This window comes from Brevibacterium renqingii (genome assembly GCF_017808105.1).
Taxonomy (GTDB): domain Bacteria; phylum Actinomycetota; class Actinomycetes; order Actinomycetales; family Brevibacteriaceae; genus Brevibacterium; species Brevibacterium renqingii.
Map to the genome: position 1 here is coordinate 1 of NZ_JADBHF010000006.1, position 22,176 is coordinate 22,176.

Annotated in this window: 17 protein-coding genes; 12 read left to right on the forward strand and 5 right to left on the reverse strand. The window is 67.6% G+C overall.

Translation table 11 applies throughout. The features are described from left to right. Positions 1-221: 221 nt before the first annotated feature. Together IHE57_RS07330 and acs are read right to left on the reverse strand one after the other, a co-directional pair. Positions 222-629 (reverse strand): phage holin family protein, encoded by a 408-nt coding sequence (locus IHE57_RS07330; RefSeq protein ID WP_209325513.1) that lies wholly within the window; start codon positions 627-629, stop codon positions 222-224. A 112-nt stretch (positions 630-741) separates the two neighbouring features. Next, entirely contained in the window at positions 742-2,679 is a 1,938-nt protein-coding gene (acs, locus tag IHE57_RS07335; protein WP_209325512.1) for an acetate--CoA ligase, read from the reverse strand. Between the two features lie 336 nt (positions 2,680-3,015). Here acs and IHE57_RS07340 point away from each other — a divergent pair, with 336 nt between their 5' ends. The 9 genes from IHE57_RS07340 (at position 3,016) to IHE57_RS07380 (ending at position 10,918) form a co-directional block, all read left to right on the forward strand. Further along, positions 3,016-5,304, forward strand: a complete 2,289-nt coding sequence (locus tag IHE57_RS07340; protein ID WP_209325511.1) for a hypothetical protein — start codon at positions 3,016-3,018, stop codon at positions 5,302-5,304. A gap of 244 nt (positions 5,305-5,548) precedes the next feature. Then, positions 5,549-6,556: a septum site-determining protein Ssd gene (gene ssd / locus IHE57_RS07345; protein ID WP_209325510.1), complete on the forward strand. Its 1,008-nt coding sequence runs from the start codon at positions 5,549-5,551 to the stop codon at positions 6,554-6,556. Further along, the gene (locus IHE57_RS07350; protein ID WP_209325509.1) at positions 6,553-7,725 is read left to right on the forward strand and encodes a TadA family conjugal transfer-associated ATPase; all 1,173 of its coding nucleotides are present in this window, start codon (positions 6,553-6,555) and stop codon (positions 7,723-7,725) included. The genes ssd and IHE57_RS07350 overlap by 4 nt, the downstream gene beginning before the upstream one ends. Beyond that, complete coding sequence (locus IHE57_RS07355; protein WP_209325508.1) at positions 7,722-8,417, forward strand: type II secretion system F family protein; 696 nt, start codon at positions 7,722-7,724, stop codon at positions 8,415-8,417. Before IHE57_RS07350 ends, IHE57_RS07355 begins: the two co-directional genes overlap by 4 nt. A 5-nt stretch (positions 8,418-8,422) precedes the next feature. Beyond that, a complete protein-coding gene (locus tag IHE57_RS07360; protein WP_209325724.1) occupies positions 8,423-9,076 on the forward strand; it encodes a type II secretion system F family protein in 654 nt (217 codons plus the stop codon). Between the two features lie 46 nt (positions 9,077-9,122). Next, positions 9,123-9,725, forward strand: a complete 603-nt coding sequence (locus tag IHE57_RS07365; RefSeq protein WP_209325507.1) for a GNAT family N-acetyltransferase — start codon at positions 9,123-9,125, stop codon at positions 9,723-9,725. A gap of 186 nt (positions 9,726-9,911) precedes the next feature. Then, positions 9,912-10,211: a DUF4244 domain-containing protein gene (locus IHE57_RS07370; protein WP_209325506.1), complete on the forward strand. Its 300-nt coding sequence runs from the start codon at positions 9,912-9,914 to the stop codon at positions 10,209-10,211. A 6-nt stretch (positions 10,212-10,217) separates the two neighbouring features. Further along, a complete protein-coding gene (locus IHE57_RS07375) occupies positions 10,218-10,604 on the forward strand; it encodes a TadE family protein (protein ID WP_209325505.1) in 387 nt (128 codons plus the stop codon). After that, positions 10,601-10,918, forward strand: a complete 318-nt coding sequence (locus tag IHE57_RS07380) for an Rv3654c family TadE-like protein (protein ID WP_209325504.1) — start codon at positions 10,601-10,603, stop codon at positions 10,916-10,918. Before IHE57_RS07375 ends, IHE57_RS07380 begins: the two co-directional genes overlap by 4 nt. Before the next feature lie 5 nt (positions 10,919-10,923). Here IHE57_RS07380 and IHE57_RS07385 read toward each other — a convergent pair whose 3' ends face one another. Then, positions 10,924-13,200 (reverse strand): DEAD/DEAH box helicase, encoded by a 2,277-nt coding sequence (locus tag IHE57_RS07385; protein ID WP_209325503.1) that lies wholly within the window; start codon positions 13,198-13,200, stop codon positions 10,924-10,926. Between the two features lie 34 nt (positions 13,201-13,234). Here IHE57_RS07385 and IHE57_RS07390 point away from each other — a divergent pair, with 34 nt between their 5' ends. Both IHE57_RS07390 and topA read left to right on the forward strand, forming a co-directional pair. Next, the gene (locus tag IHE57_RS07390) at positions 13,235-14,836 is read left to right on the forward strand and encodes a methyltransferase (protein WP_366933889.1); all 1,602 of its coding nucleotides are present in this window, start codon (positions 13,235-13,237) and stop codon (positions 14,834-14,836) included. Between the two features lie 168 nt (positions 14,837-15,004). After that, positions 15,005-17,830, forward strand: a complete 2,826-nt coding sequence (gene topA, locus IHE57_RS07395; protein ID WP_209372147.1) for a type I DNA topoisomerase — start codon at positions 15,005-15,007, stop codon at positions 17,828-17,830. A 155-nt stretch (positions 17,831-17,985) separates the two neighbouring features. On the opposite strand, the gene IHE57_RS07400 is transcribed toward topA, so the two are convergent. After that, entirely contained in the window at positions 17,986-18,480 is a 495-nt protein-coding gene (locus IHE57_RS07400) for a GNAT family N-acetyltransferase (RefSeq protein ID WP_209325501.1), read from the reverse strand. Positions 18,481-18,496: 16 nt separating this feature from the next. Then, positions 18,497-19,252: a lipoate--protein ligase family protein gene (locus IHE57_RS07405; RefSeq protein WP_343071890.1), complete on the reverse strand. Its 756-nt coding sequence runs from the start codon at positions 19,250-19,252 to the stop codon at positions 18,497-18,499. Between the two features lie 109 nt (positions 19,253-19,361). Here IHE57_RS07405 and tmk point away from each other — a divergent pair, with 109 nt between their 5' ends. Beyond that, on the forward strand, positions 19,362-22,175 hold the full coding sequence (tmk, locus tag IHE57_RS07410) for a dTMP kinase (protein ID WP_209325721.1): 2,814 nt from the start codon (positions 19,362-19,364) through the stop codon (positions 22,173-22,175). The last annotated feature ends 1 nt before the right edge of the window (position 22,176 follow it).

The following is a 22,176-nucleotide window of genomic DNA, read 5'->3' on the forward strand; positions in this document are numbered from 1 at the left end:
GTTGGTTGTGGGTGGCGTTCTCTGGGGGCGGTTGGTTGGGTTCGGTCGGCGGGGGGGCTGCGGGCCCTGCCTCGGTGCGGGGTGGGGCCCGCTCTCCCCCCCTTCGCCCCCCCCCCCCCCCCCCCCCCGGCCCCCCCCCCCCCCCCCCCGCCCCCCCCCCCCCCCGCCGCGCCCCCCCCCGCCGCCCCCCCCCCCGCTTCTGTCGTGGCGAAAAGCTGGGCTCAGTACCTCGGACCCGAGGGGTTCTTCAGCGCACGCTTGACCGAAGCGACCAGGGACTTGGCCGAGCCGATCGCCGTTCCCGGGACGGGGTTGCCTTTCTTGAACAGTGGGAGCGCGACGAGGACGAGGACGATCGCGATGACGGCAAGGATGCCGAAGACGATGAGGAAGCTTCCCCACCACGGCCAACCGAGGCCCTCATGGAAGGCAGCCGCACCTGCGAAGATCACCATGAAAGACGACAGGAAGAGCAGGAAGAGCGCGGCGATGGCGAGGCCCGCTCCGATGCCCAGGTTCTTGGCACCGGCAGTGGCCTCGGCCTTGGCCAGCGCGATCTCTTCCTCGGCGATCGCTTTGGAATCGTCGCTGATGCCTTTGATCAGTTCGCTGATCGACCTCTCGGCCATGAGTGCTCCTAAATCGAGAACGGGGACAATCTAACTTAAGAGTAGTCTGAAGGCGCCCAGCGGCCAAGGCGAATCGGCGGGAAAACGGCAAAGCCCGCCGGACGCGGTCGGCTCAGACCTTCGCGACCGACTTCTCGATGCTGTCCATCACCGAGGCATCGGCCAGGGTCATCGTGTTGCCGATCTCGCGGTTCTCCGCGACGTCCTTGAGCAGCCGCCGCATGATCTTGCCCGACCGGGTCTTCGGCAGGTCGGTGACGATGTGGACCTTCTTCGGCTTCGCGATCGGACCGATGTCCTTGCCCACATGCTGACGCAGCTCCTCGGCGGTGTCGGCCGAGTCCTCGACGCCGTTGGACACGATGACGAAGGCGATGACGGCCTGCCCGGAGGTGTCGTCCGCGGCGCCGACCACGGCCGCCTCGGCGACGTTGGAGTGGGCGACGAGCGAGGATTCGATCTCCGCGGTCGACAGGCGGTGGCCGGACACGTTCATCACGTCGTCGACGCGACCGAGGAACCAGATGTCGCCGTCCGCGTCCCTGCGGGCACCGTCACCGGCGAAATAGGTGTCCTCGAAACGAGACCAATAGGTCTCCTTGAAGCGCTCCGGGTCTTTCCAGATGCCGCGCAGCATCGCAGGCCACGGCTGGCGGATGACGAGGAGTCCGCCCTCGGGGCCGGCCGGGTTCTCGCCGGAGTCGTCGACGACGTCGACGGAGATGCCGGGGATCGGCCGCTGCGAGGAACCGGGTTTGGTCGAGAGGACGCCGGGCAGGGGTGCGATCATGTGGGCACCGGTCTCGGTCTGCCACCAGGTGTCGACGATCGGGCAGCGTTCGCCGCCGACGACGCGGTGGTACCAGCGCCACGCCTCGGGGTTGATCGGTTCGCCGACGCTGCCGAGCAGGCGCAGGCTGGACAGGTCGTACTTCGCCGGGATCTCCTCGCCCCATTTCATGAAGGTCCGGATCGCCGTCGGTGCGGCGTAGAGGATCGTGGCCTTGTATTTCTCGACGATCTCCCACCAGCGGCCCTGATGCGGGGTGTCCGGGGTGCCTTCGTAGACGATCTGGGAGACACCTGCGGCCAGTGGGCCGTAGGTGACATAGGAGTGTCCGGTGACCCAGCCGACGTCGGCAGTGCACCAGAAGACGTCGGATTCGGGCTTGATGTCGAAGACGGCCTTCATCGAGTACAGCACCTGGGTGAGGTAGCCGCCGGAAGTGTGGAGGATGCCCTTCGGCTTACCGGTGGTGCCGGAGGTGTAGAGGATGAACAGCGGGTTCTCCGAGTCGAAGAACTCGCATTCGTGCTTCGCGTCGGCCTTGCCGACGGTGTCATGCCACCACTGGTCCCGGCCGTCGACCATGTCGATGTCCTGACCGGTGCGCTCGACGACGAGGACGTGCTCGACGGGGGTGTCACCGGCGGACAGGGCCTCGTCGACGGCGGGCTTGAGGCTGGTGGGTTTGGTCCGGCGATAGCTGCCGTCGGCGGTGATGACCACGCGGGCTTCGGCGTCGATGATGCGTGAGCGCAGGGCGTCGGCGGAGAAGCCGCCGAAGACGACGGAATGGGCCGCACCGAGGCGGGCGCAGGCCAGCATCGAGATCATCGCCTCGGGAATCATCGGCAGGTAGATGGCGACACGGTCGCCGGCCGTGACGCCGAGATCGGTGAGCGTATTGGCCGCCTTCGACACCTCGGCGAGGAGCTCGGCATAGGTGAAGATGCGCGAGTCTCCCGGCTCACCCTCGAAGTTGATGGCCACGCGGTCGCCATTGCCGGCGATGACATGGCGGTCGAGGCAGTTGTACGCGATATTGAGCTTGCCGCCGACGAACCATTTCGCGAACGGAGGGTTGGTCCAATCGAGGACCTCGTCGAAGTCCTCGTGCCAGTCGACGAGCTCACGGGACTGCTCGGCCCAGAAGCTCAGGTAGTCGGCGTCGGCCCGCTGGTATTCGTCGGCACCGACATTGGCGGCGGCTGCGAACTGCTCAGGTGGGGCAAAGGTCTCGGCCTGATCGGCGATGCTTTCGGTCATTCTTCCCTCCGACTTCTTTGGTGGATCGAAAATTCTAGTTGCACTGTATACCCGCCGACGGGGGCCGGACAGCAGTGTTTCGTGCGATGAGCGGTGGGAGTGGGGGTAGCCACAGAGGCTCTGATGTGCTATGCGTCACACGCCTCCGATGCCGCGGCACTGGGGATTTGCCCCGCCTCGGCGGTGGGAGAACCTGGCTTCCGGAGGGTGCATCAGGTGTGGATGAGTGCACAGGAGGCCTGTGTTCTGCAAGGATGGGAGCAGAGTCTGTCGGGATCCGTCCCGCGCAGACGCCGCAACACTGTTACCTTTTCCCGAGATCGAGTGGAGTAAGCGATGAGTTCGCCGCAGCATCCAACCGGGTCCGGGCCACAGCCGTGGCAGGATCAGCCCCCGCAGCACCCGGGGCAGAACACGCCCCAGGCGGGCGGTCAGCCCCCGGCATACGGATCGGGCCCTGGACCCTACGGTTCTGCGCCCGGACAGGCCTACGGATCCGCGCCCGGCCAGTACGGCTCTGCGCCCGGGCAGAATGCCTCGGCACCGGGTGCCTATGGTTCAGCCCCGGGCCCCTATGGCTCTCCCGCCCCGTACGGCTCCGCGCCCGGCCCCTATGGTTCGGCCCCCGGCCCCTATGGTTCGGGACCCGGCCCCTACGGTTCAGGACCCGGCCCCTACGGTTCAGGGCCCGGGCCCTACGGTTCGGGGCCCGGACAGTTCGGCGCGGGGCCAGGACAGTTCGGTGCCGCACCGGCTCCCAAGCAGCGGTCGGGCCCAGGGCTCATCGGACCGCTGACGCTGCGCGACCTGTTCCTCCTCTTCGCAGGCCTGCTCGCGTTCATCACACTGTTCGTGCCATATCGTGACTACGGGTTCGAGACCACGACTCTATGGCACTGGAACGTCGCCGATATGGGCGCGCTCGTGTTCACCGTCCTCTCGATCCTGCTGCTGGCGACTGCCGTCCTCGTCAACAAGCTCGGCAACGGCCGTCTGCGGATCGGCTCGCTCAGTCTCGACCAGTTCATCTCGGTGCTCTCGGCGATGGCCTTCACCTACGCGTTCATCGATCTGCTCACCTCGGCGGTCTACTGGCATGTGGGTGCCTACCTGGCCTTCTTCGCCGCGCTCATCGCCTTCTTCGCCGGCGTGTTCACGATGATCCCGTTCTTCGCCCGGGAATTCGCCGGGCGCGAAGACGTCGAGACCCATCCCAAGGCTCGCCCCGTGTCCAAGCACACTCAGCACCCGGCCCCCGTGGCCAATGTTCCCGGCAGCGGCGCGGGCGCACCCGGGTTCGCCCCCTACGGCTCGGCGCCGGCCGGTGCCGGTCAGCCCGGCGGACCGGGACAGCCCGGGCCCGGCGGATTCGGAGACCCCGGCCAGCAGGGCGGTTTCGGAGGGCCCGACCAGTCAGGACCCGATCAGTTCGGTCAGCATCCCGGCGGGCCGCAGTATGGGCAGCAGCACGGACAGCCCGGGCAGCCGCAGTTCGGGCAGCCAGAGCCCGGGCAGCCCGACGACAATCAGCGGCCCAACCCCTACGCACCGCCCGAGCAGCAGGAACAGGAGCGCTCGGCGAACGCCTTCTCGGCGCCGGCATCGGGCGAATCCTCCGACCAGCCGGTGCACAGCACCGGTGACGGCCAGACCTACCTCGGCGCTCGCGATTCGGATGCTCCACAGCATTCGCAGAGCGAACCCACCCAGGCCTTCGGCTTCGGCGCAGACCGCGAACAGGGCGGCGTCCGGGACGAGCAGCCCACCGCGACAGGACCGCAGACGGCCGAGAGCGAAGACTCTCACTCCGGTGCCGCGGCGGCAGCCGCCGGTGCGGGCGTCCTCGGCGGAGCCGCCGTGGCCGGTGCGTCCTCGGCGAATGCTGATGACTCCGAACGCCGACGTGGCCGCCACGCCGCCCCGGACTCCGAGACGGACGATACGATCGGGACCCCGAAGCCGCACGCAGATGAGGCCGTCGCGGATGCCGAAGCGAACTCACCCGCAGCTGCGGGTGCAGTCGACCCGAGCGCGGAACCGGCCCGGTTCACGGACTCCGCGGACACCGCCTCGGCGAGCGATGAGGAGGCTCCGACCGTCGTCTCCCCGGCGGAGAGCAGCGACCTCGTGTCCAAGGTCAATGCGAAGTCCTCGGACACGAACGCCGGCACGGGCGAGGACTCATCACCGTCTCTCGGTCAGGCGACGAACGACCAGCCGGCGACTCGTACCGAGTCGACCACCGTCCCCGAGAGCGAGGAGCCCACTCAATACGTTCCGGTCGCCTCGTACGGCGACCGGTCGGCGGCAGAGGCCGAAGGTGCGGAGACCGGCCGCTCGGACGAGGAGACGGTGGCGCAGACGGCCATCGACGGTGAGCCGGTGCCTGCTGACGCCGGGCAGGGTGCCCGTGAGGACGGCGAGCGCCCCATCATCCAGGCGTTCTGGTTCGCCGTTCCCGAACCGCGCGAAGCCGTGGACCCGACCACCGGGATGCCGGTGTTCACGATCTACCCCGGCGACTGGTACCTCAGCCTCGAGGACAAGGGCTCCTGGTTCAAGGTCCGCGACACCGACGGGCGCGAAGGAATCCTGCGCAATATCGAAGGAATCCAACGCGGCTGAACCGGTCGGCACCGACTCGAACGTCCGCGCTGTGGACGCAGTGCGGCGCGGACGGCGCTCGCAGGCGTCGCCTGCACTGATCGGGCAAGACGAACACCGCCGCTGACCAGGACCGGGGACCGCGGTGCACCGCAAAGGGCGCCTCCTGTGACTCGAACTCACAGGAGGCGCCCTTTCGCTGTCCCATCCACAGGAGCCCGCGCCCGTCTGGTCCGCACGCCGGAACATCAGACAGGCTCGTGGCATGCAGGTAGCCCTCATCACCGACCTCGGCGCAATCACCGAAGAATGCGCCCGGGTGGCAGAAAGCATCGGCGTGACCCTCACGGTTCTGCCTCCCGACTCCGGAGGCTGGCAGTCCGCCTCCCTCATCCTCCTCGGCGAGGACGTCGGGGAAGCACCCGCGACCGATCACGCCGACCGGATCCTCGTCGTCCTCGACGGCGACGAACCCGCATCGACTTGGGCGAAAGCGGCCCACCTCGGCGTGGATCAGCTGGCAGTGCTGCCCGCCGCCGCGGAATGGCTGAGCGGGCGGATGATCGCGGCCATCGAACCTCCTGTCTCCCCGGGCACGACGGTCGGCGTCGTCGCCGGCTGCGGCGGTGCCGGCGCCTCGGTGCTCGCCTGCGCGCTCGCTCGTCGGGCCGGTGCCGATATCAGCACCGTGCTCGTCGACGCCGATCCGCTCGGGGGCGGACTCGACCTCGTGCTCGGGGCCGAGCAGGTGCCCGGGCCCCGTTGGACCGACCTCAGCGCCTCCCGCGGACAGCTGCGCCCCTCGACACTGGCCGACGCGCTGCCCCGTCACGAAGGGCTGGCCTTGCTGTCCTGGGGACGTGACGACACCGTCGACCTCGATCCGGACGTGTTCGACGACTTCCTCGCCGCGGCCGGGCAGGCCTTCGACCTCGTCATCGTCGACCTGCCCCGTCACGCCCCACCGCAGTGGACCCGCCGCTGCCATCACGTGCTGCTCGTGGCCCCGGCCAGGGTCCGCTCCGCGGTCGCTGCCTCCCAAGTCGCCAAACGACTCTCACAGGCCCACCCCGATGTCCGCCTCGTCGTCCGCGAAACCGGAGTCGGCGGCCTCGACGCCGAACTCCTCGCCGAATCCATCGGGCTGAGTCTGGCCGGAAGCATCCGCGATGATCGCGGGCTGTCTGCCGCCGTCGACCGCGGCGAGGGCATCCCGGGAGGAGCCCACCTCGGTCGCCTCGTCGATCGGCTGCTGGGGGAGTGGGTGGAATGAGCGAATGGCTCGACGCCTCCCTCGTCGCCGACGTCCGCAAGACCCTGCTCGACAATCCCGGACCGGTGACCACGGCAGCCGTCGCCGAAGCGGTCCAACGCACCGGCCGCGTCCTCGGGTCGGCCGCCCTGCTCGAACTCGTCACCCGGCTGTCCGCACAGCTGTCCGGGGCCGGTCCTCTGCAGCCCGTGCTCGAGGTGCCGGGAACCACCGATGTGTTCGTCAACGGACCGCGGGAGATCTTCGCCGACACCGGTGACGGTCCTCGGCTGCTCGACCTCTCCCTGGGCGCCGAGGACGAGGTGAGGTCCCTGGCGGTGCGGCTGGCCGCGCTCGGCGGGCGCCGCCTCGACGACGCGAGTCCCTATGTCGATGTGCGACTGCCCGACGGGGTGCGGATGAATGCGATCGTCCCGCCGATCTCGGGCGAGACCACCACGATCTCCTTCCGCGTGCCCAAACGCTCCGGATTCCCTTTCGCCCAGCTGTGCGCCGAGGGGTTCGTCCCCGATGATGTGAGCCCTCTGCTCGCCGAGGCGGTTGCGTCGCGGGCGAACATCCTCATCTCCGGGGGCACCGGAACGGGCAAGACGGCCCTCCTCGGTGCTCTGCTCTCGCAGGTCGAGGCCATTCAGCGCATCGTCATCGTCGAGGACTCCCGCGAACTCATCGTCACCCATCCCCATGTCGTCCAGCTCGCGGCCCGACAGGCCAACGTCGAAGGCGGCGGGGAGGTGACCCTGACCGACCTCGTCCGCAACGCCCTGCGGATGAGGCCTGACCGCCTCGTGGTCGGTGAGTGCCGCGGGGCCGAGGTCAGGGACATGCTCACCGCGCTCAACACCGGCCACGAAGGCGGATGCGCGACGATCCACGCGAACACCGCCGACGCCGTGCCCAGTCGGGTCGCCTCACTCGGTGCGCTGGCGGGAATGAGCCCGGAGGCCGTGTATTCGCAGTTCTCCACGGCCATCGACCTCGTCGTCCACCTGCGCCGATCCGGGTCCGACCGGGGCGTGACCGAACTGGCGATCCCGATCCGGACCGGTGCCGATGGGGTAGTGATGGAACCGGTGTGGGGGCGGCCCTCGCCTTCGGCCGAAGGGACCGTCAACCGGCGTGCCCTGGCACGGTTCGAGGCCGTGCTCGAGCAGAAGTCAGCCGGATGACCGTGCTCATCGCAGTTCTCGTGGCCGCAGGGATCATCCTCGCGGCCCCGTCGGCGCCGGGCGCGCGTCTGCGCGAACTCCTGCGCCGCAGCGAGGGCGCGGAGACCGATCGACGGAGCCTGCGCAGGATCCGTCGCCGAGGCGGGTCCGCAGAGGAGTCACAGGCGGACAGGCTGTGGGCGATCGGCGCGGTGGAGAACTGCGCACACCTGCTCAAGGTCGGGATGACCCCGCAGGCGGTGATGACGACCTTGAGCCGACAGAACGAGGCCTTGGTGCCGATCTCACGGGCGATCTCCTTGGGCGAGGAACCGGGCCGAGCCATCGCCACACGCAGCGCCGAACTGCCCGCTCCTGCCGCCGAGGTGCTGATCGGAATGGCCGCGGTGTGGACCGTCTCCGAACGGTCCGGGGCGCCCGCAGCCGAGATGATCCTGCGCTATGCCGCCGCCCAACGCGATGCCCTCGATGCCGAGCGCGAACGCCGGATCGCGATGGCCGGACCGAAATCGACGGTGCGCGTACTCAGTTGGCTGCCGCTCATCGGCATCGGCCTGGGGCTGCTCATCGGCGTGGAGCCGACGGATCTGGCCACCGGTCTGCCGGGTCAGCTGAGCATCGGCGGGGGTGTGGCCCTCTACGTGCTCGGCCGTTGGTGGATGAGGACGATGATGCTGCGGGCGCAGCGGTGATCGTGATGCTGCCTGTGCTCATCGCCGCCTTCGTCGCACTCGGAGTGCTGCTGTGGTCGGGAACGACCCGTTCGCGCCTGCAGGGACTCCTCGGCCACACCGCTGCCGGGCACGGCCCCGGACCCCGGGCGGGGAAGGGCGCGACGTCCGCGGCCGGGCATTCCACGGGCAGGCACGATGATGCCGCCCAGGAGCCCCGCAGAGGTCGAGCCGACCGTACCGGAACCGGCACAGTCGTCGCCGATGACCAACTGGCCTTCGACCTCGATCTCGTGGCGATCTGTCTGACCTCCGGCCTGCCGATCCCCGTGGCACTGGCACTCACCGCTGAGGCCACCGGGGACCGTTCCGGCCTCCAGCGGATCGGCAGGGCGATGACGATCGGCGGCCGGAAGCTCGCCGAGGACGACCGGCTGCTGCCGGTTCTCGAGGTCTTCGAATTCTCCGAACACACCGGAGTCGGACCGGCTCCGCTCATCGAGTCCGTGGCCAAGGAGCTGCGTGATTCCTCCCGCCGCCGACAGCAGGAGGCCGCAGCGGCATTGGGGGTGCGGCTGGTGCTGCCGTTGGGTGTGTGCATTCTTCCGGCCTTCCTGCTGCTGTCCGTCGTGCCCGTCGTCATCTCCCTCCTCTCGGATCTGGGGACCGTCTTCTTCTGAGCAGGGTGCTGAACCGATTTTCAGGAAGGGCCGATAGGGTCGATGCATGTCACCGGTCACACCCTTCAGCCAACTGTCCAGCGTCGAACAGGCGGAAGAATACGCAGAGAAGCTCTTCGTCGGTCGATCCGTGCGACTGCGACCCCTGCGCGAGGACGATCTGCCCTATCTCGAGCAGTGGTGGTACGACCCCTCGATCGTCGTCCTGCAGAACCACACGGTTCTGCCGCGGCCCGAAGGGGGAGTCTCGGAACAGTTCTCGCAGTGGAGTGCGAACACTACGAGCGACGCCGTGGGCTTGAGCATCGAACTCATCGAGACCGAGGAGTTCGTCGGGCACGTCACCCTGTACGGGCGCAACCCGATCAACCAGTCTGCGACCCTGGCGATCGTCCTCGGTCCTGAGTTCCACGGTCGCGGATACGGCTCCGACGCTGTGCGGTTGGCCGTGAACTACGGATTCCTGCAGTTGGGACTCAACCGCATCGAACTGCAGACCTGGGCGTTCAACACCCGCGGCATCGCCTCCTACACGAAGGCCGGCTTCGTCGAGGAGGGGCGCCGCCGAGAAGCCGTGTTCTTCAACGGGCGGCGCCACGACGAGGTGATCATGGCCATCCTCAGGGACGACTGGGCGAGCAACACCTGAACCGACTCCGAACCGACTTCGTCGCCGCTGGCTGTGGACGCTGCCGCGACTTGCACGTCATTGACCTGTGGAGGGTGAAACGGCTTCCACAGGCACGGTTTCACTCCTGGACATGACTGCCTCCCGCCTCGCAGGCTGATCTTCCGCTCGCAGAGTGCGAACGGAGCCGTTGCCAAGGAGGAGAGCATGAGCACCACGTCACCTGCCCCGGAGATCGACGACCCACCGGCCGGTCCGATCGAGCCCGCGAGGCAGATCGAGCCCGCGAGGCAGATCGAGCCTGGAGGGGAGATCGAGCCGTTCGCCGGCCGTCAGGCCGCCGAGGAGTTCTGGAGAGCGGACACCGGAGCGACCACCGCAGAATACGCCATCACCACGCTTGCCGCCTGCGGATTCGCGGCCCTGCTCGTCGTGATCCTCAAATCCGAACCGATCAAGGAGCTCGTCACCGGAGTCATCCAGACCGCTCTCGGAATGGGAAGCTGAACGGAGATGGAACGCGGACGCTCCCGTGAGCGGCACAGTGACCAGAGCCGCGACGCGGGCACGGCGACTGCCGAATTCGCCGTCGTCATGCCGGCGATTGTGCTCCTCGTCGTGCTGCTCACGGGAGCCGCCGCAGTCGGTTTCTCCCAGCTGCGAGCTTTCGATGCAGCACGATCCGCGGCGCGTGAGATCGCACGCGGGGAGCCCCAGACGGCCGTCGTCGCCGAGGCGAGGAAACACGCGGGAACCTCATCGAAGGTCACCGTTCGCGCCGATGGCGGGTATTCGGTCGTCACGGTCACCATCCGCCTGCCCGACGCGATCTTCTTCCTCGACACGGTCGATGCGGCCGCCACTGCCAGGTACGAAGGGGACAGAGGCGGATCCTCATGACGAACATCGTCGTCGGGCTCTGCTCCATCATCCTCGTACTCGTGACCGCGGTCGGCAGCCTCGGGCAGGCGTTCGTGGCTCACACCCGGGCCCAGAGTGCCGCGGACCTGGCGGCGCTCGCCGCCGCGGACGCCGTGCGCGGACTGGCCACAGGAGAGCCATGTGAGATCGCGGAGGAGGTGGCCGAACGCAACGGAGGCGAGATGAGCGACTGCCGTGCCTCGCTGAGTGAGCAGTCGGCCTATGTCGCCGTCGAGGTCGACATTCCCGGCCCGCTGCCGAAGGTCCGGGAGAAGGCCGTGGCCGGAAAATAGCCCATTCAGCCGAGCACGGTGCGCAGCAGACGCAGCGCGGCGTCCTTGTCCAAGGGCTCATTGCCGTTTCCGCACTTCGGCGACTGCACGCACGACGGACACCCATCGATGCATTCGCAGGCAGCGATGGCGGACCGTGTCGCCGACAGCCACTCTTCGAAGACCTCGCTGCCGCGTTCGGCGAACCCGGCGCCACCGGCCAGCCCGTCGTAGACGAACACCGTGGCCAGCCCTGTATCCGCGTGCAGGGCGGTTGAGACCCCGCCGATATCCCACCGGTCGCAGCCGGCGAAGAGCGGCAGCAGGCCGATCGAGGCGTGCTCTGCGGCATGCACAGCACCGGGCAGATCAGCGCCTAAGACTTCGGCTTCGTCGAGCACCGTCTGAGGAATCGTCCACCACACGGCCTTCGTCCGCAGAGTGCGTTCGGGCAGGTCCAGTTCGTGCTCGGCGATGATGGCCCCGCCTCTCTTCGCCCGCATCCGGTAGGCGACGACCTGATCCTTGACGTCGACGGTGCCGCTGCACACGGCCGCCCCAGAAGGCAGAACTCTCTGGGCATCGGTGTCGACGATCGCGATCTCCGTCTGCGAACGCGGCTGGGTGGTGTAGTCGACCTCGGCGCGTTCGACTGCCACGATGCGCTCCTCGAGGTCGAGATCGAGCACCGTGAAGTCGATGCCCTGATGCGTGTACACGGCCCCGGGATGAGCCCCTGTATGCGCTCCGGACTCATCGACCGTGCCCAGCAGGGTTCCGGTGCTCGCCTCTACGAGGCTGAATTGGCCGCCTCCGGTCCCGCGGATGTCGGCGAGATCGGCAGCCGGGGTGTCCTTGGCCCAGAACCAGCCGGTCGGGCGCGCTCGCAGCATCTTCTTCTCGACGAGGTCGTCGACGACCTCGGCCGAGTTCGCCGGGAAGTGCACGAGATCCGCCGACTTGAGAGGCACTTCGGCGGCGGCCGCGCACAGGTGACCGGAGAGCACATGCGGGTTGCCCGGATGGATGACTCCGGCGTCGACGGGCGCGTCGAAGATGACCTCGGGGTGGTGGACGACGTACGTGTCGAGGGGGTCGTCACGGGCGATGAACACGGCCATCCACCGCTGCCCGGCACGTCCGGCTCGGCCTGCCTGCTGCCACAGCGAGGCCAGAGTCCCGGGCCATCCGGAGATGATGACGAGGTCGAGCCCGGAGATGTCGATGCCCAATTCCAAGGCGTTCGTCGATGCCACCGCCAGCAGCTGACCCGACCGCAGAGCGGTCTCGAGCATCCGACGCTCCTCGGCCAGATATCCGCCCCGATAGGCGGCGACCTTGCCGGTCAGCGATTCGTCGACCTGCCCGAGCTGGTCGCGCACGGTCTGCGCGAGTGCCTCCGTGCCTCGGCGGGAGGCGATGAAGGTGATCGACCGGTAGCCGGCACACATCGAATCGGTGATGACATCGGCGGCCTCGGCCAATCCGCTGCGGCGGTCGCCGCCGGGGGAGACCGGCGGCTCCCACAGGGCGAAGCTGCCGGACGCCCGCGGTGAGGAGTCGGCGGTCACGGCATGGACGTCACGGCCCGTGAGTTTGGCGAAGGCCGCATCGGGGTCCGCCATCGTCGCCGAGGCGCCGATCACGACAGGAGCGGCGCCGTAGTGGGCGGCGATGCGCAGCAGGCGGCGCAGCACGAGCGCGACATGGGAGCCGAACACCCCGCGATAGCGGTGCGCCTCGTCGACGACGATGTAGCGCAGAGATCTGAACAGCCGGGTGAAGCGTTCGTGCTGGGGGAGCATGCTCCTGTGGAGCATGTCCGGGTTGGTGAAGACGATATTCGCGTGCCGCCTCGCCCAGTCCTTCGACGCCTGCGAGGCGTCACCGTCATAAGCGGCCGGACGCATCCCGCGGACGACGAACCGTTCGAGCTTGGCAAGCTGGTCGGCCGCCAGCGCCTTGGTCGGGGCGATGTAGATCGCCGAGGCGGTGCGCAGCCTGTCCCGGCTCGCCTGGATCGCTTCGAGCACCGGCAGCCAGAAGCCCAGGGATTTGCCCGAGGCGGTCGGAGTGGCGATGACGACATCGGAGCCGTCCCTGGCCGTCTGCGCCGCCTCGAGCTGGTGCTGCCACAGTGCATCGACGCCGACGGCATGGCAGGCGTGCCGGAGCTCCTCATCGATCCACTCGGGCCATTCGGCGTCGCGTTCGAAACGCTGCGGGATGTCGCGGACATGGACGATGCGCTCATCCCGGGCACCGAAACCGGTGACGATGTCGAGCAGAGCGGAGGAAGCCATGAGTCAATTATGGCGCAGTCGTTAGGATTCTTCTGTGACTGATCTTCCGCTGACCCACTTGGGTGACACCCTCTACCGTGCCGGATACACCGAGCCGCGGCTGCGGCAGTTCTGGGGTCCGGCGACCTCGGAGGCACTCGCCCGCAACAACGCCGCCCCCGCCATCCACCACTGCATCGATGTTCTGGCCGCGGAATCGGCCGACGCCTTCGACCGTGGCCTGGCGAGCCTGGCGCTGCTGTTCCACTTCCACTGTCGGGTCGCTGTCGCAGACGTCCGGCAGGTGCTGGGGGAGACCTTCGCCACCGCCGCCGAGGCGGGCCTGATCGACATCGAGGCAGATGAGGCGATCGCCCCGTTCGCTCTCACCCCGTATGACCTGCCGGTCGGTGTGCCGCGCGGTTTGCGATCCGGGGACGAGAACCTCTACCTCGTGGCCGATCACGGGACACTGGTCACCCCGGACGTCCTCGCCGGTGAGTACGTGCTCGGTCTCGGCGGGGCCGGACGCACACTCGTGACCCTGATCCCGCGGGACCAGGTCGGCGTGTCTGCCGACATCGGCACCGGCTGCGGCATCCAAGCCCTGCTGCTGGCGCGACACAGCAGGCGTGTCATCGCCACCGACATCTCACACCGCGCCCTGCACCTGGCTGCGCTGTCGGCCGAGCTCAACGGGGTGAGCACGATCGAATTCCGGCACGGGTCCTTGCTCGAGCCGCTGCCGGAGCCGGTCGACCTGCTCGTGTCGAACCCGCCGTTCGTCATCACTCCCCGCACCACGGACACGACCTTCGAATACCGGGATGCGGGGATGATCGGAGACGCACTGGTGCGGGAACTGTTCAGCGCCATCCCCTCGGTCCTGGCCCCGGGCGGTCGCAGCGTCTGCCTGGGCAACTGGGAGACCACCTCGGCGGACAAGCGGGGACCTGAGGCCTGGGTGGGCGCTGAGGACACCTCGGTGCTCGTCATCGAGCGCGAGGCCCTCGACCCGGTCGCCTACGCGGAAACGTGGATCCGCGACGGAGGGATCCCGCGAGCCACAGCCGCCTGGAACGCCGCCGTTGGGGAGTGGCTCGAGGACTTCACCTCCCGCAGCGTCGAACAGGTCGTCTTCGGCTATGTGCTCATGGCCAGATCGACCGGCCAGGATGCCGGTTCAACGGCCACGAGCGCCGGCACGAGCACGAGCCCGCAGGTCGACGACGGTGTGTTCAGAGCGAGGGAACTAGTCACCTCGTCTCCGGCGAACAACCCGCACGGGCTCGCCGAGTTCCTCACGACAGTCTTCGCGATCAGGTCATGGCTGTCCTCGGTCGGCCCCGAGGAGATCGCAGCCACCGCCTTCACCCGGTCCCCGGATCTCGTCGAGCACCGACATTTCGTGCCCGGTCAGTCGGAGCCGAGTTCCATCACCCTCGAGCAGGGCATCGGGTTCGGGCAGGTCTTCGACCTCGACACGGCGTTGGCCGGATTCGTCTCGGTGGCCGACGGAACACTGACTGTGCGCCAAACGGCGGGAGCACTCGCACAGCTGCTCGAAGTGGACGCCACAGCCTTGGAAGACCAACTCATCGCCCAGGTCAGAGCCCTGGCTGCGGCCGGCGTGCTGCTGCCCGACATCGCTTCCTGAGACACTGCGACGAGCGGGGCCGACGGGGAATGGGGATAGGATCGATTACCGTTGACGCCGTATCGGGGCCGAGCCGCCCGATGAGTATCGTCTCCGTTCAACAGTGTTACATTGGGCCGGATCGTCCGTTGCAATGAGCAGCAGATGCCGTGAGAGGAATGTGAAAGCGTGACCACAACCGAGAAGAAGCCCCGTCGCCTCGTCATCGTCGAGTCTCCGACGAAGGCGCGAACGATTGTGGGATACCTCGGCGATGGTTATGACGTCGAGGCCTCCGTCGGCCATATCCGCGACCTGCCGACTCCGTCGGAACTGCCCGCCGATATGAAGAAGGGGCCGTACGGGAAATTCGCCGTCGACGTCGACAACGGCTTCGACCCCTACTACCGGATCGACCCGGGCAAGAAGAAGAAGGTCACCGAACTCAAGCGTCTGCTCAAGGACGCTGACGAACTCTATCTCGCAACGGATGAGGACCGCGAGGGAGAGGCCATCGCCTGGCATCTGCTCGAGGTGCTCAAACCGAAGATCCCCGTCAAACGCATGGTCTTCCACGAGATCACTCCCGAGGCGATCGAACGGGCACTGGAGAACACCCGCGATATCGACTCCTCGCTCGTCGACGCGCAGGAGACCCGCCGGATCCTCGACCGCCTCTACGGCTATGAGGTCTCACCTGTGCTGTGGCGCAAGATCCGTGCCGGACTCTCCGCCGGACGGGTGCAGTCCGTGGCCACCCGTCTCGTCGTCGAACGCGAACGGGAGCGAATGGCTTTCGTGCCCGCCGACTACTGGGACCTCGACATCGATCTCGGCCTGCCCGACGGATCGAACCCCTTTGCGGCTAACCTCACCACCGTTGACGGGGCGCGGGTGGCCACCGGCCGCGACTTCGACGACAAAGGCCGGCTGAAGAACACCTCGGCGACGGTGGTCGATCAGGCCCGCGCCGAGGCTCTGGCCGCCGAGCTGAGCGGCGACGCCAAGGACTCCCTGTCCGTGACCGCAGTGGAGTCGAAGCCATACTCCCGCCGTCCAGCCGCGCCGTTCACCACCTCGACGCTGCAGCAGGAGGCGGGACGCAAACTGCGCATGAGCGCCCGCCAAGCCATGCGCACCGCCCAGTCGCTGTACGAACACGGCTACATCACCTATATGCGTACGGACTCCTCGGCGCTGTCGGGCCAGGCCATCGCGGCCGCGCGGAAGCAGGTGACCGAACTCTACGGTCCCGAATTCGTGCCCCAGTCACCGCGCCAGTACGCGAGCAAGCAGAAGTCCGCGCAGGAGGCCCACGAGGCGATCCGCCCCTCCGGCGACTCCTTCCGCACCCCGGCCCAGGTGTCCAAGCAGCTGTCCGGCGACGAGTTCCGTCTCTACGACCTCATCTGGAAGCGCACCGTGGCCAGCCAGATGGCCGATGCCAAGGGCAAGACCGCGACGATCAGGGTCCGTGCCGCGCTCGCCGACGGACACGAGGCCGGTTTCAGCGCCAGCGGCACCGTCATCACCTTCCGCGGCTTCCTCGCCGCCTACGAGGAGGGCCAGGACGCTTCCCGCTACGACACGAAGTCCGGCGAGTCGCGGCTGCCGCAGGTCGAAGAGGGCCAGGCGCTGTCCGTCATCAAGGCCGAGGCCGATGGGCACACCACGGCCCCGCCTCCGCGCTTCACCGAGGCGAGCCTGGTCAAGCAGCTCGAGGAGCTCGGCATCGGGCGTCCTTCGACGTATGCGGCCACCATCTCCGTCATCCAAGACCGCGGCTATGTGAGCACTCGCGGCAATGCGCTGGTGCCCAGCTGGTTGGCGTTCTCCGTGGTGCGGCTGCTCGAGGAGCACTTCACCGGGCTCGTCGACTATGCGTTCACTGCCGACCTCGAATCTGAGCTCGACCGGATCGCGATGGGCGAAGAGGACCGCAACGAATGGCTCGCCGGATTCTACTTCGGCGACCAGACCCAGGACCGTGAGGGTCTCAAGGCGATCGTCGACGACCTCGGCGACATCGACGCCCGTGAGGTCAACACCGTCGCCATCAGCGAGGGCGTGAACCTGCGCGTCGGCCGATACGGCCCCTACCTCGAAGTCGCAGCCGAGGCCGAAGGCGAGGACCCGAAGCGGGTCTCGGTACCCGATGATCTGGCCCCCGACGAGCTGACCGCCGCCAAGGCCGCCGAGCTCATCGAGACCCAGGGCGGCGAAGACCGCGAGCTCGGCGTCGACCCGGAGACCGGGCACACGATCGTGGCGAAGAACGGTCGTTTCGGCCCCTACGTCTCCGAGGTGCTGCCCGAACCAGAGGAGAAGCCCAAGCGCGGAGCCAAGAAGCCGAAGCCGCGGACGGCATCCCTGTTCAAGTCGATGCATCTGGACTCGATCGACCTCGAGACCGCGCTCAAGCTGCTCAGCCTGCCGCGCATCGTCGGTCAGGACGAAGAGGGCACGGACATCACCGCCCAGAACGGTCGCTACGGACCGTATCTGAAGAAGGGCACGGACTCGCGGTCGCTGACCGATGAGGAGCAGATCTTCAACATCACCCTCGACGAGGCGCTGAAGATCTACGCCGAACCGAAGCAGCGAGGCGGCCGGCGCGCTGCGGCTCCGCTGAAGGAACTCGGCGAGGATCCGGAGACGAAGAAGCCGGTCGTCGTCAAGGACGGTCGCTTCGGTCCCTACGTCACCGACGGAGAGACGAATGCGACCCTGCGCAAGGACGACTCCGTCGAGGCCGTGACGCTCGAGCGAGCGGCGACGCTGCTGGCCGAGAAGCGGGCGAAGGGCCCGGCGAAGAAGAAGACCACTCGCAAGGCCCCTGCGAAGAAGTCGACGACATCGAAGACGACTGCGGCGAAGAAATCGACAGCAGCGAAGTCGACGGCGTCGAAGTCCTCTGCATCGAAGTCGACGACGTCGAAATCTGCGGGCAAGACCACTGCCGCGAAGAAGACCACGGCGAGTAAGACGAGCACGTCGAAACCGAAGACTCCCTGAACACACCTCTCGTAGGTGGGCGAAATGGGCCTGCTCACCAGGGCTCGCGGGGCTCAACCATGGCGTGAGCGCTGCTCCAGCACCGCCCACTGCAGCCCAGCCGGTCCGATCGCAGTCGCACGCAGAGCCCAGCCCCGGTGGTGCAGCGGACTCGTCTAGGAACGTGATGCGGCCGCGAAGTCGGCCAGCGCCTGCCCGTCGAGGCGGTAGGTCTCCCATTCGTCCTGCGGCTTCGCGCCCAGGGACTCGTAGAACCCGATCGAGGGCGTGTTCCATCTGAGCACGCACCATTCGAGGCGGGTCAGTCCGCGGTCCCGGCAGATCTGTGCGAGACGACCCAGCAGCGCCTTGCCGGCACCATGCCCGCGGTACTCGGGATCGACGAAGAGGTCTTCGAGCCAGATTCCGTTCCTGCCCGTCCAGGTCGAGAAGCTGTGGAACCAGACGGCGAAGCCGATGACCGTTCCGTCGACTTCGGCCATGAGCCCGAACGTATTCGGACTGCCCTCGGCCGGGAACATCACCGCGGCGAAGTCCGCCTCGGTGGCCTCCACAGCATTGGGTTCCTTCTCATAGACGGCCAGCGCGTGGACAAGGCGGAGGATCTGTGGCAGATCGCTTTCGGTCGCTTCGCGGATGGTGACAGTCATTCTTCCTCCTATGAGCTCACAGCACGTGCTTGCCCACGTAGTCGGCCAGGGCAGCCAGCTCATCGGCGGTGGGGGCGACGGGCGTGAGCGGATCGGCCGAGGCATAGTAGGAAGCGAATGCCTCGGCGACGGCATCGACGGTGATTTCGGGGTGGATCTCGCTGATCGAGCCGCCCGTGGAGGGGTCCCATTCGATGCCGAGGGCGGCTTCGACATCGGTGAGGACCGCGCGGATCGGTTCCGGGTCTTCGACCACGACGGAGGAGGAGAACAGCCACGCCCCGGAGACGACGCGTTGGGCCGTGCCTATCGCCTTGATCCGGCCGGCGACGTTGACGCTGTGCTCTCCGGGACAGTACTCGCCGGGGATCTCGCCGAGGCGGGCGTCGACGCCTAGGCCACGCAGCACTTCGACATAGTCGAGACCGAAACCGGTGAACCTGGCGGTCGTGTCCGTGATGAAGGAATCACTCGGTTCGATGTGATCGATGACCAGTGAACCCGGATGGTACGCCGCCGCCCGGCCGCCGAGGCTGCGCAGCGCTGGTGTGAAGCCGTGGTCTCTGGCGGCCTCGATGGCGGCGGCGAAGCCGGGCAGGAACCGGTCGCGGGCGCCGAAGGCCAGGGTCGGCGCTGGACGGTACATTCGCAGCGTTGCGCCTCGGCGGCCGGCCTTGACCGAATCGAGGAGGACGCGAGCGAAGGCCAGTTCCTCGGCCGGTCCCAGCCCCTGAGCGGCCACGGTGGTCATCGCTGTATTGACTGTGTGCACGAGAACAAGAGTAGAGGATGGGAGCACGCCATCATGGTCCGGGTTGTCCGAGATCGCACCGGGTTCCAAGAGATATGTCAGTCGGGACAGATAGTGTAGGGCTGTGAGCATGTTGACGACTTCAGGACACCGACTGCCCGGAGCCCCCGGCCGCCTTGTCACCGAGACCGCGGCCTGGGGAGCCCTGATCGTTCTTGTCGCGATCAGTTATGTGGTGGCAGGCACGAGCGGACTCCTCGCCACAGTGGGCGGACACGCGTTCACCGCCACGGCCGATTCGATCAGCGCCGGAGGGTTCGACAATCGCGTGGGCAGCCTGTCGCTGCTCATCGTCTTCGCCTTGTCCTGCACCGGTCTCTTCATCCCCAGCAAGGTCTTCGCGACCCGCCCTCCCGCCGTGCGCAAGACCGCACTGAGCATCTCCGCGATCATCGAGGCGGCCGTGCTCATCGTCCTCAGCCTGGCTCCCAGCGCCTGGCTGACGTGGGTCGCGGCGCTGTTCCTCGGGGCCGTGGTGGGTCTGCTCATGAGCATCAACCCGTTCACGAACGAGAAGCCGTGGCGCCGCGTGGGCATTCCCGCCGCGATCCTCGTCTTCGTCTCCTGCGCCTTCCAGATCCTCGGCGGATCCGCCGCAGGAACTCAGGCTCTCGGCTGGATGTCGCTGCTGGTCGGAGTCGGCATGGCCGCGGGGTCCATCATCATCTTCCTCACGCCCGAACGTGCTCTGCATGCGGAGACCGCGACCACGGGTTCATTCCCCGAACTCAAGGCGCGTGTGGCCAGGCCCCCGGAGGCGATCGCCAATCCGTGGGTGTGCATCGGCCTGTTCGCCGTGCTCGGTGCCACTTTCATCCTCGCCCAGCCCACCGCGGTCGCCCATGACTACGGACAGGCCGGGTTCGCTCTCATCATCGCCTGCTGCCTCGTCGGCTGGGCCATCGGTTTCGAGATGGGCCCGACCTTCGCTCCGGGAATGTCACGCCCCCGCGTATCCACCTTCGCCCTGCTCGTCTCCGGCGTGCTGCTGTTGGCGACGGGCGGCATCGGCGAACTCTCCGGCAAGGTCGTCTTGTCTGCGGCGATCGCGTTCCTCGTCGGCATCGGCGTGCGTGCCCAGCCCTATGACTTCTCGCGCCGGTACGGAGCCGTCGGCGGCGCGGGCCTGGCGCTGGTCATCAACGCCTTCGACCTCGGCGGAACCGTCGAAGTCGGTTCGAGCCCCGACTGGGTGCTCGTCCCCAGCGATGTGGCGTTCCTCATCTTCGGCATCGGCGCCCTCGTCGCCGGCATCATCGGGCTCTTCACCTTCGACCCCCACAAGCTGCAGGGCCTGTCGGTCGACATCGTCCATGGCTTCCGTCCGCCCAACCAGGCCGAGAACGCCGCCGGTGGGCTCGGCAACTCCGCCGAACGCCTCGGCGCGGGATTCTTCATCGCCATCGAAGGCGGGGACGGATCGGGAAAGACCACGCAGATCAAACGGATCTCCCGTGCCCTGGCCGACGACGGATACCATGTGGAGTCCACTCGTGAGCCCGGCGGCACCGAACTGGGCACGAAGATCCGTTCGGTCCTCTTCGACTCCGATCGGCCGAGCACTCGCACCGAGGCGCTGCTCTTCGCGGCCGACCGCGCTCACCATGTGGCCTCACTGGTCGATCCCAGCCTGGATGAGGGAAACATCGTCATCACCGATCGTTACATCGATTCGACGATCGCCTACCAGGCCGCGGGACGCAGTTTCGACGAGAAGACGATCCTGGCGCTGAGCCGCTGGGCCACCCAGGGGCTTGTCCCGCACCTGACGATCGTCCTCGACATCGAACCTGAGGCCGCAGCCGAGAGGATGGGCGAGCGTGGGGAGAGCAACTATCTCGATGAGGAGAATCAGCAGTTCCACCAGCGTGTGCGCCAGACCTACCTCTCCCGTGCGCACCGGGAACCCGACCGCTACGTCGTCCTCGACGCCTCGGTAGGAGTCGATGAACTCACCGCACGCATTCTCGAAGCCATCCGCGAACGACTTCCGCAGACCCTGCTGAGCCGTGACAGGACCAGCGCCGAGGCATCGTCGGCGGTTGCGGGAGAGGTGCCCACTGCGGCCGATTCCGCAGCGGATGACGATGCCGCAGCCGGTTCCGTCGTGCCCTCCTCTGCCGAGAGCGACGACCCTGCCGTCCACGAATCCTATGCGGCTGGTGAGGACGCCGAGACGAGTGGATCCGCCGCATCTGAGGACTCGGCCGACGGTGATGAGTCGTGGCATGAGCGTGGGCCGCGTTTCGTGCCGGTGACCGGCGACCGTTTCATTCCCGCCGCGGTTACCGACGACGAGGTGGAGATCTCCGGCAGCGTTCCCACCGAACGGGTCGACCTCGGCGCCGATCTGCGGGAGGATTCAATCTCGTCGGCAGACGCGTTTGAGGCCCGGGCAGGCGAAGCAGAGTCTGAACCGGCGTTGGAGCCCTCGCCCGCAGCCCGGAAGCCGGACGCCGATGTCGAAGAGGAGCTTCCGTCGTTCCTGGAGTCAGAGGACGAAACCGAATCCGACGAGGACGCGACCACGACGGTTCTGCCGGCCCGCGGATTCACCCCCGAGGCACTCATCGACGACAGCGACGAGGCCGAAGGCGTTGCGACGGACAGGATCGCCACCGATTCAGCTGAGGAGGCCGAGACCCGAGTCGTCGATCAAGTGGACCCGGACGAGGCCGAGACGCGTGTAGTCGAAACCGGCGATCGGGAAGACCAGGTCGACCCGGACGATGCCGAGACGACTGTGCTGCCGGCGCGCAGCGCTCGAGAGACGAGCCGCGAACGACTGCAGGCGCAGGCGGAGATCGAACGACAGGCCCGCGAGCGCCTGCGCAGGCAGCGCGAGCGCAACAATCGGCGCTTCAACAATCCGGAGGGATCCTGAG

Coding starts and splice junctions, on each gene's coding strand:
- IHE57_RS07400 (WP_209325501.1), bottom strand. CDS start 18,480: ATGACTGTCACCATCCGCGAAGCGACCGAAAGCGATCTGCCACAGATC.
- IHE57_RS07350 (WP_209325509.1), top strand. CDS start 6,553: ATGAGCGAATGGCTCGACGCCTCCCTCGTCGCCGACGTCCGCAAGACC.
- IHE57_RS07360 (WP_209325724.1), top strand. CDS start 8,423: ATGCTGCCTGTGCTCATCGCCGCCTTCGTCGCACTCGGAGTGCTGCTG.
- IHE57_RS07340 (WP_209325511.1), top strand. CDS start 3,016: ATGAGTTCGCCGCAGCATCCAACCGGGTCCGGGCCACAGCCGTGGCAG.
- IHE57_RS07330 (WP_209325513.1), bottom strand. CDS start 629: ATGGCCGAGAGGTCGATCAGCGAACTGATCAAAGGCATCAGCGACGAT.
- tmk (WP_209325721.1), top strand. CDS start 19,362: ATGTTGACGACTTCAGGACACCGACTGCCCGGAGCCCCCGGCCGCCTT.
- IHE57_RS07380 (WP_209325504.1), top strand. CDS start 10,601: ATGACGAACATCGTCGTCGGGCTCTGCTCCATCATCCTCGTACTCGTG.
- ssd (WP_209325510.1), top strand. CDS start 5,549: ATGCAGGTAGCCCTCATCACCGACCTCGGCGCAATCACCGAAGAATGC.
- IHE57_RS07365 (WP_209325507.1), top strand. CDS start 9,123: ATGTCACCGGTCACACCCTTCAGCCAACTGTCCAGCGTCGAACAGGCG.
- acs (WP_209325512.1), bottom strand. CDS start 2,679: ATGACCGAAAGCATCGCCGATCAGGCCGAGACCTTTGCCCCACCTGAG.
- IHE57_RS07385 (WP_209325503.1), bottom strand. CDS start 13,200: ATGGCTTCCTCCGCTCTGCTCGACATCGTCACCGGTTTCGGTGCCCGG.
- IHE57_RS07375 (WP_209325505.1), top strand. CDS start 10,218: ATGGAACGCGGACGCTCCCGTGAGCGGCACAGTGACCAGAGCCGCGAC.
- IHE57_RS07355 (WP_209325508.1), top strand. CDS start 7,722: ATGACCGTGCTCATCGCAGTTCTCGTGGCCGCAGGGATCATCCTCGCG.
- IHE57_RS07370 (WP_209325506.1), top strand. CDS start 9,912: ATGAGCACCACGTCACCTGCCCCGGAGATCGACGACCCACCGGCCGGT.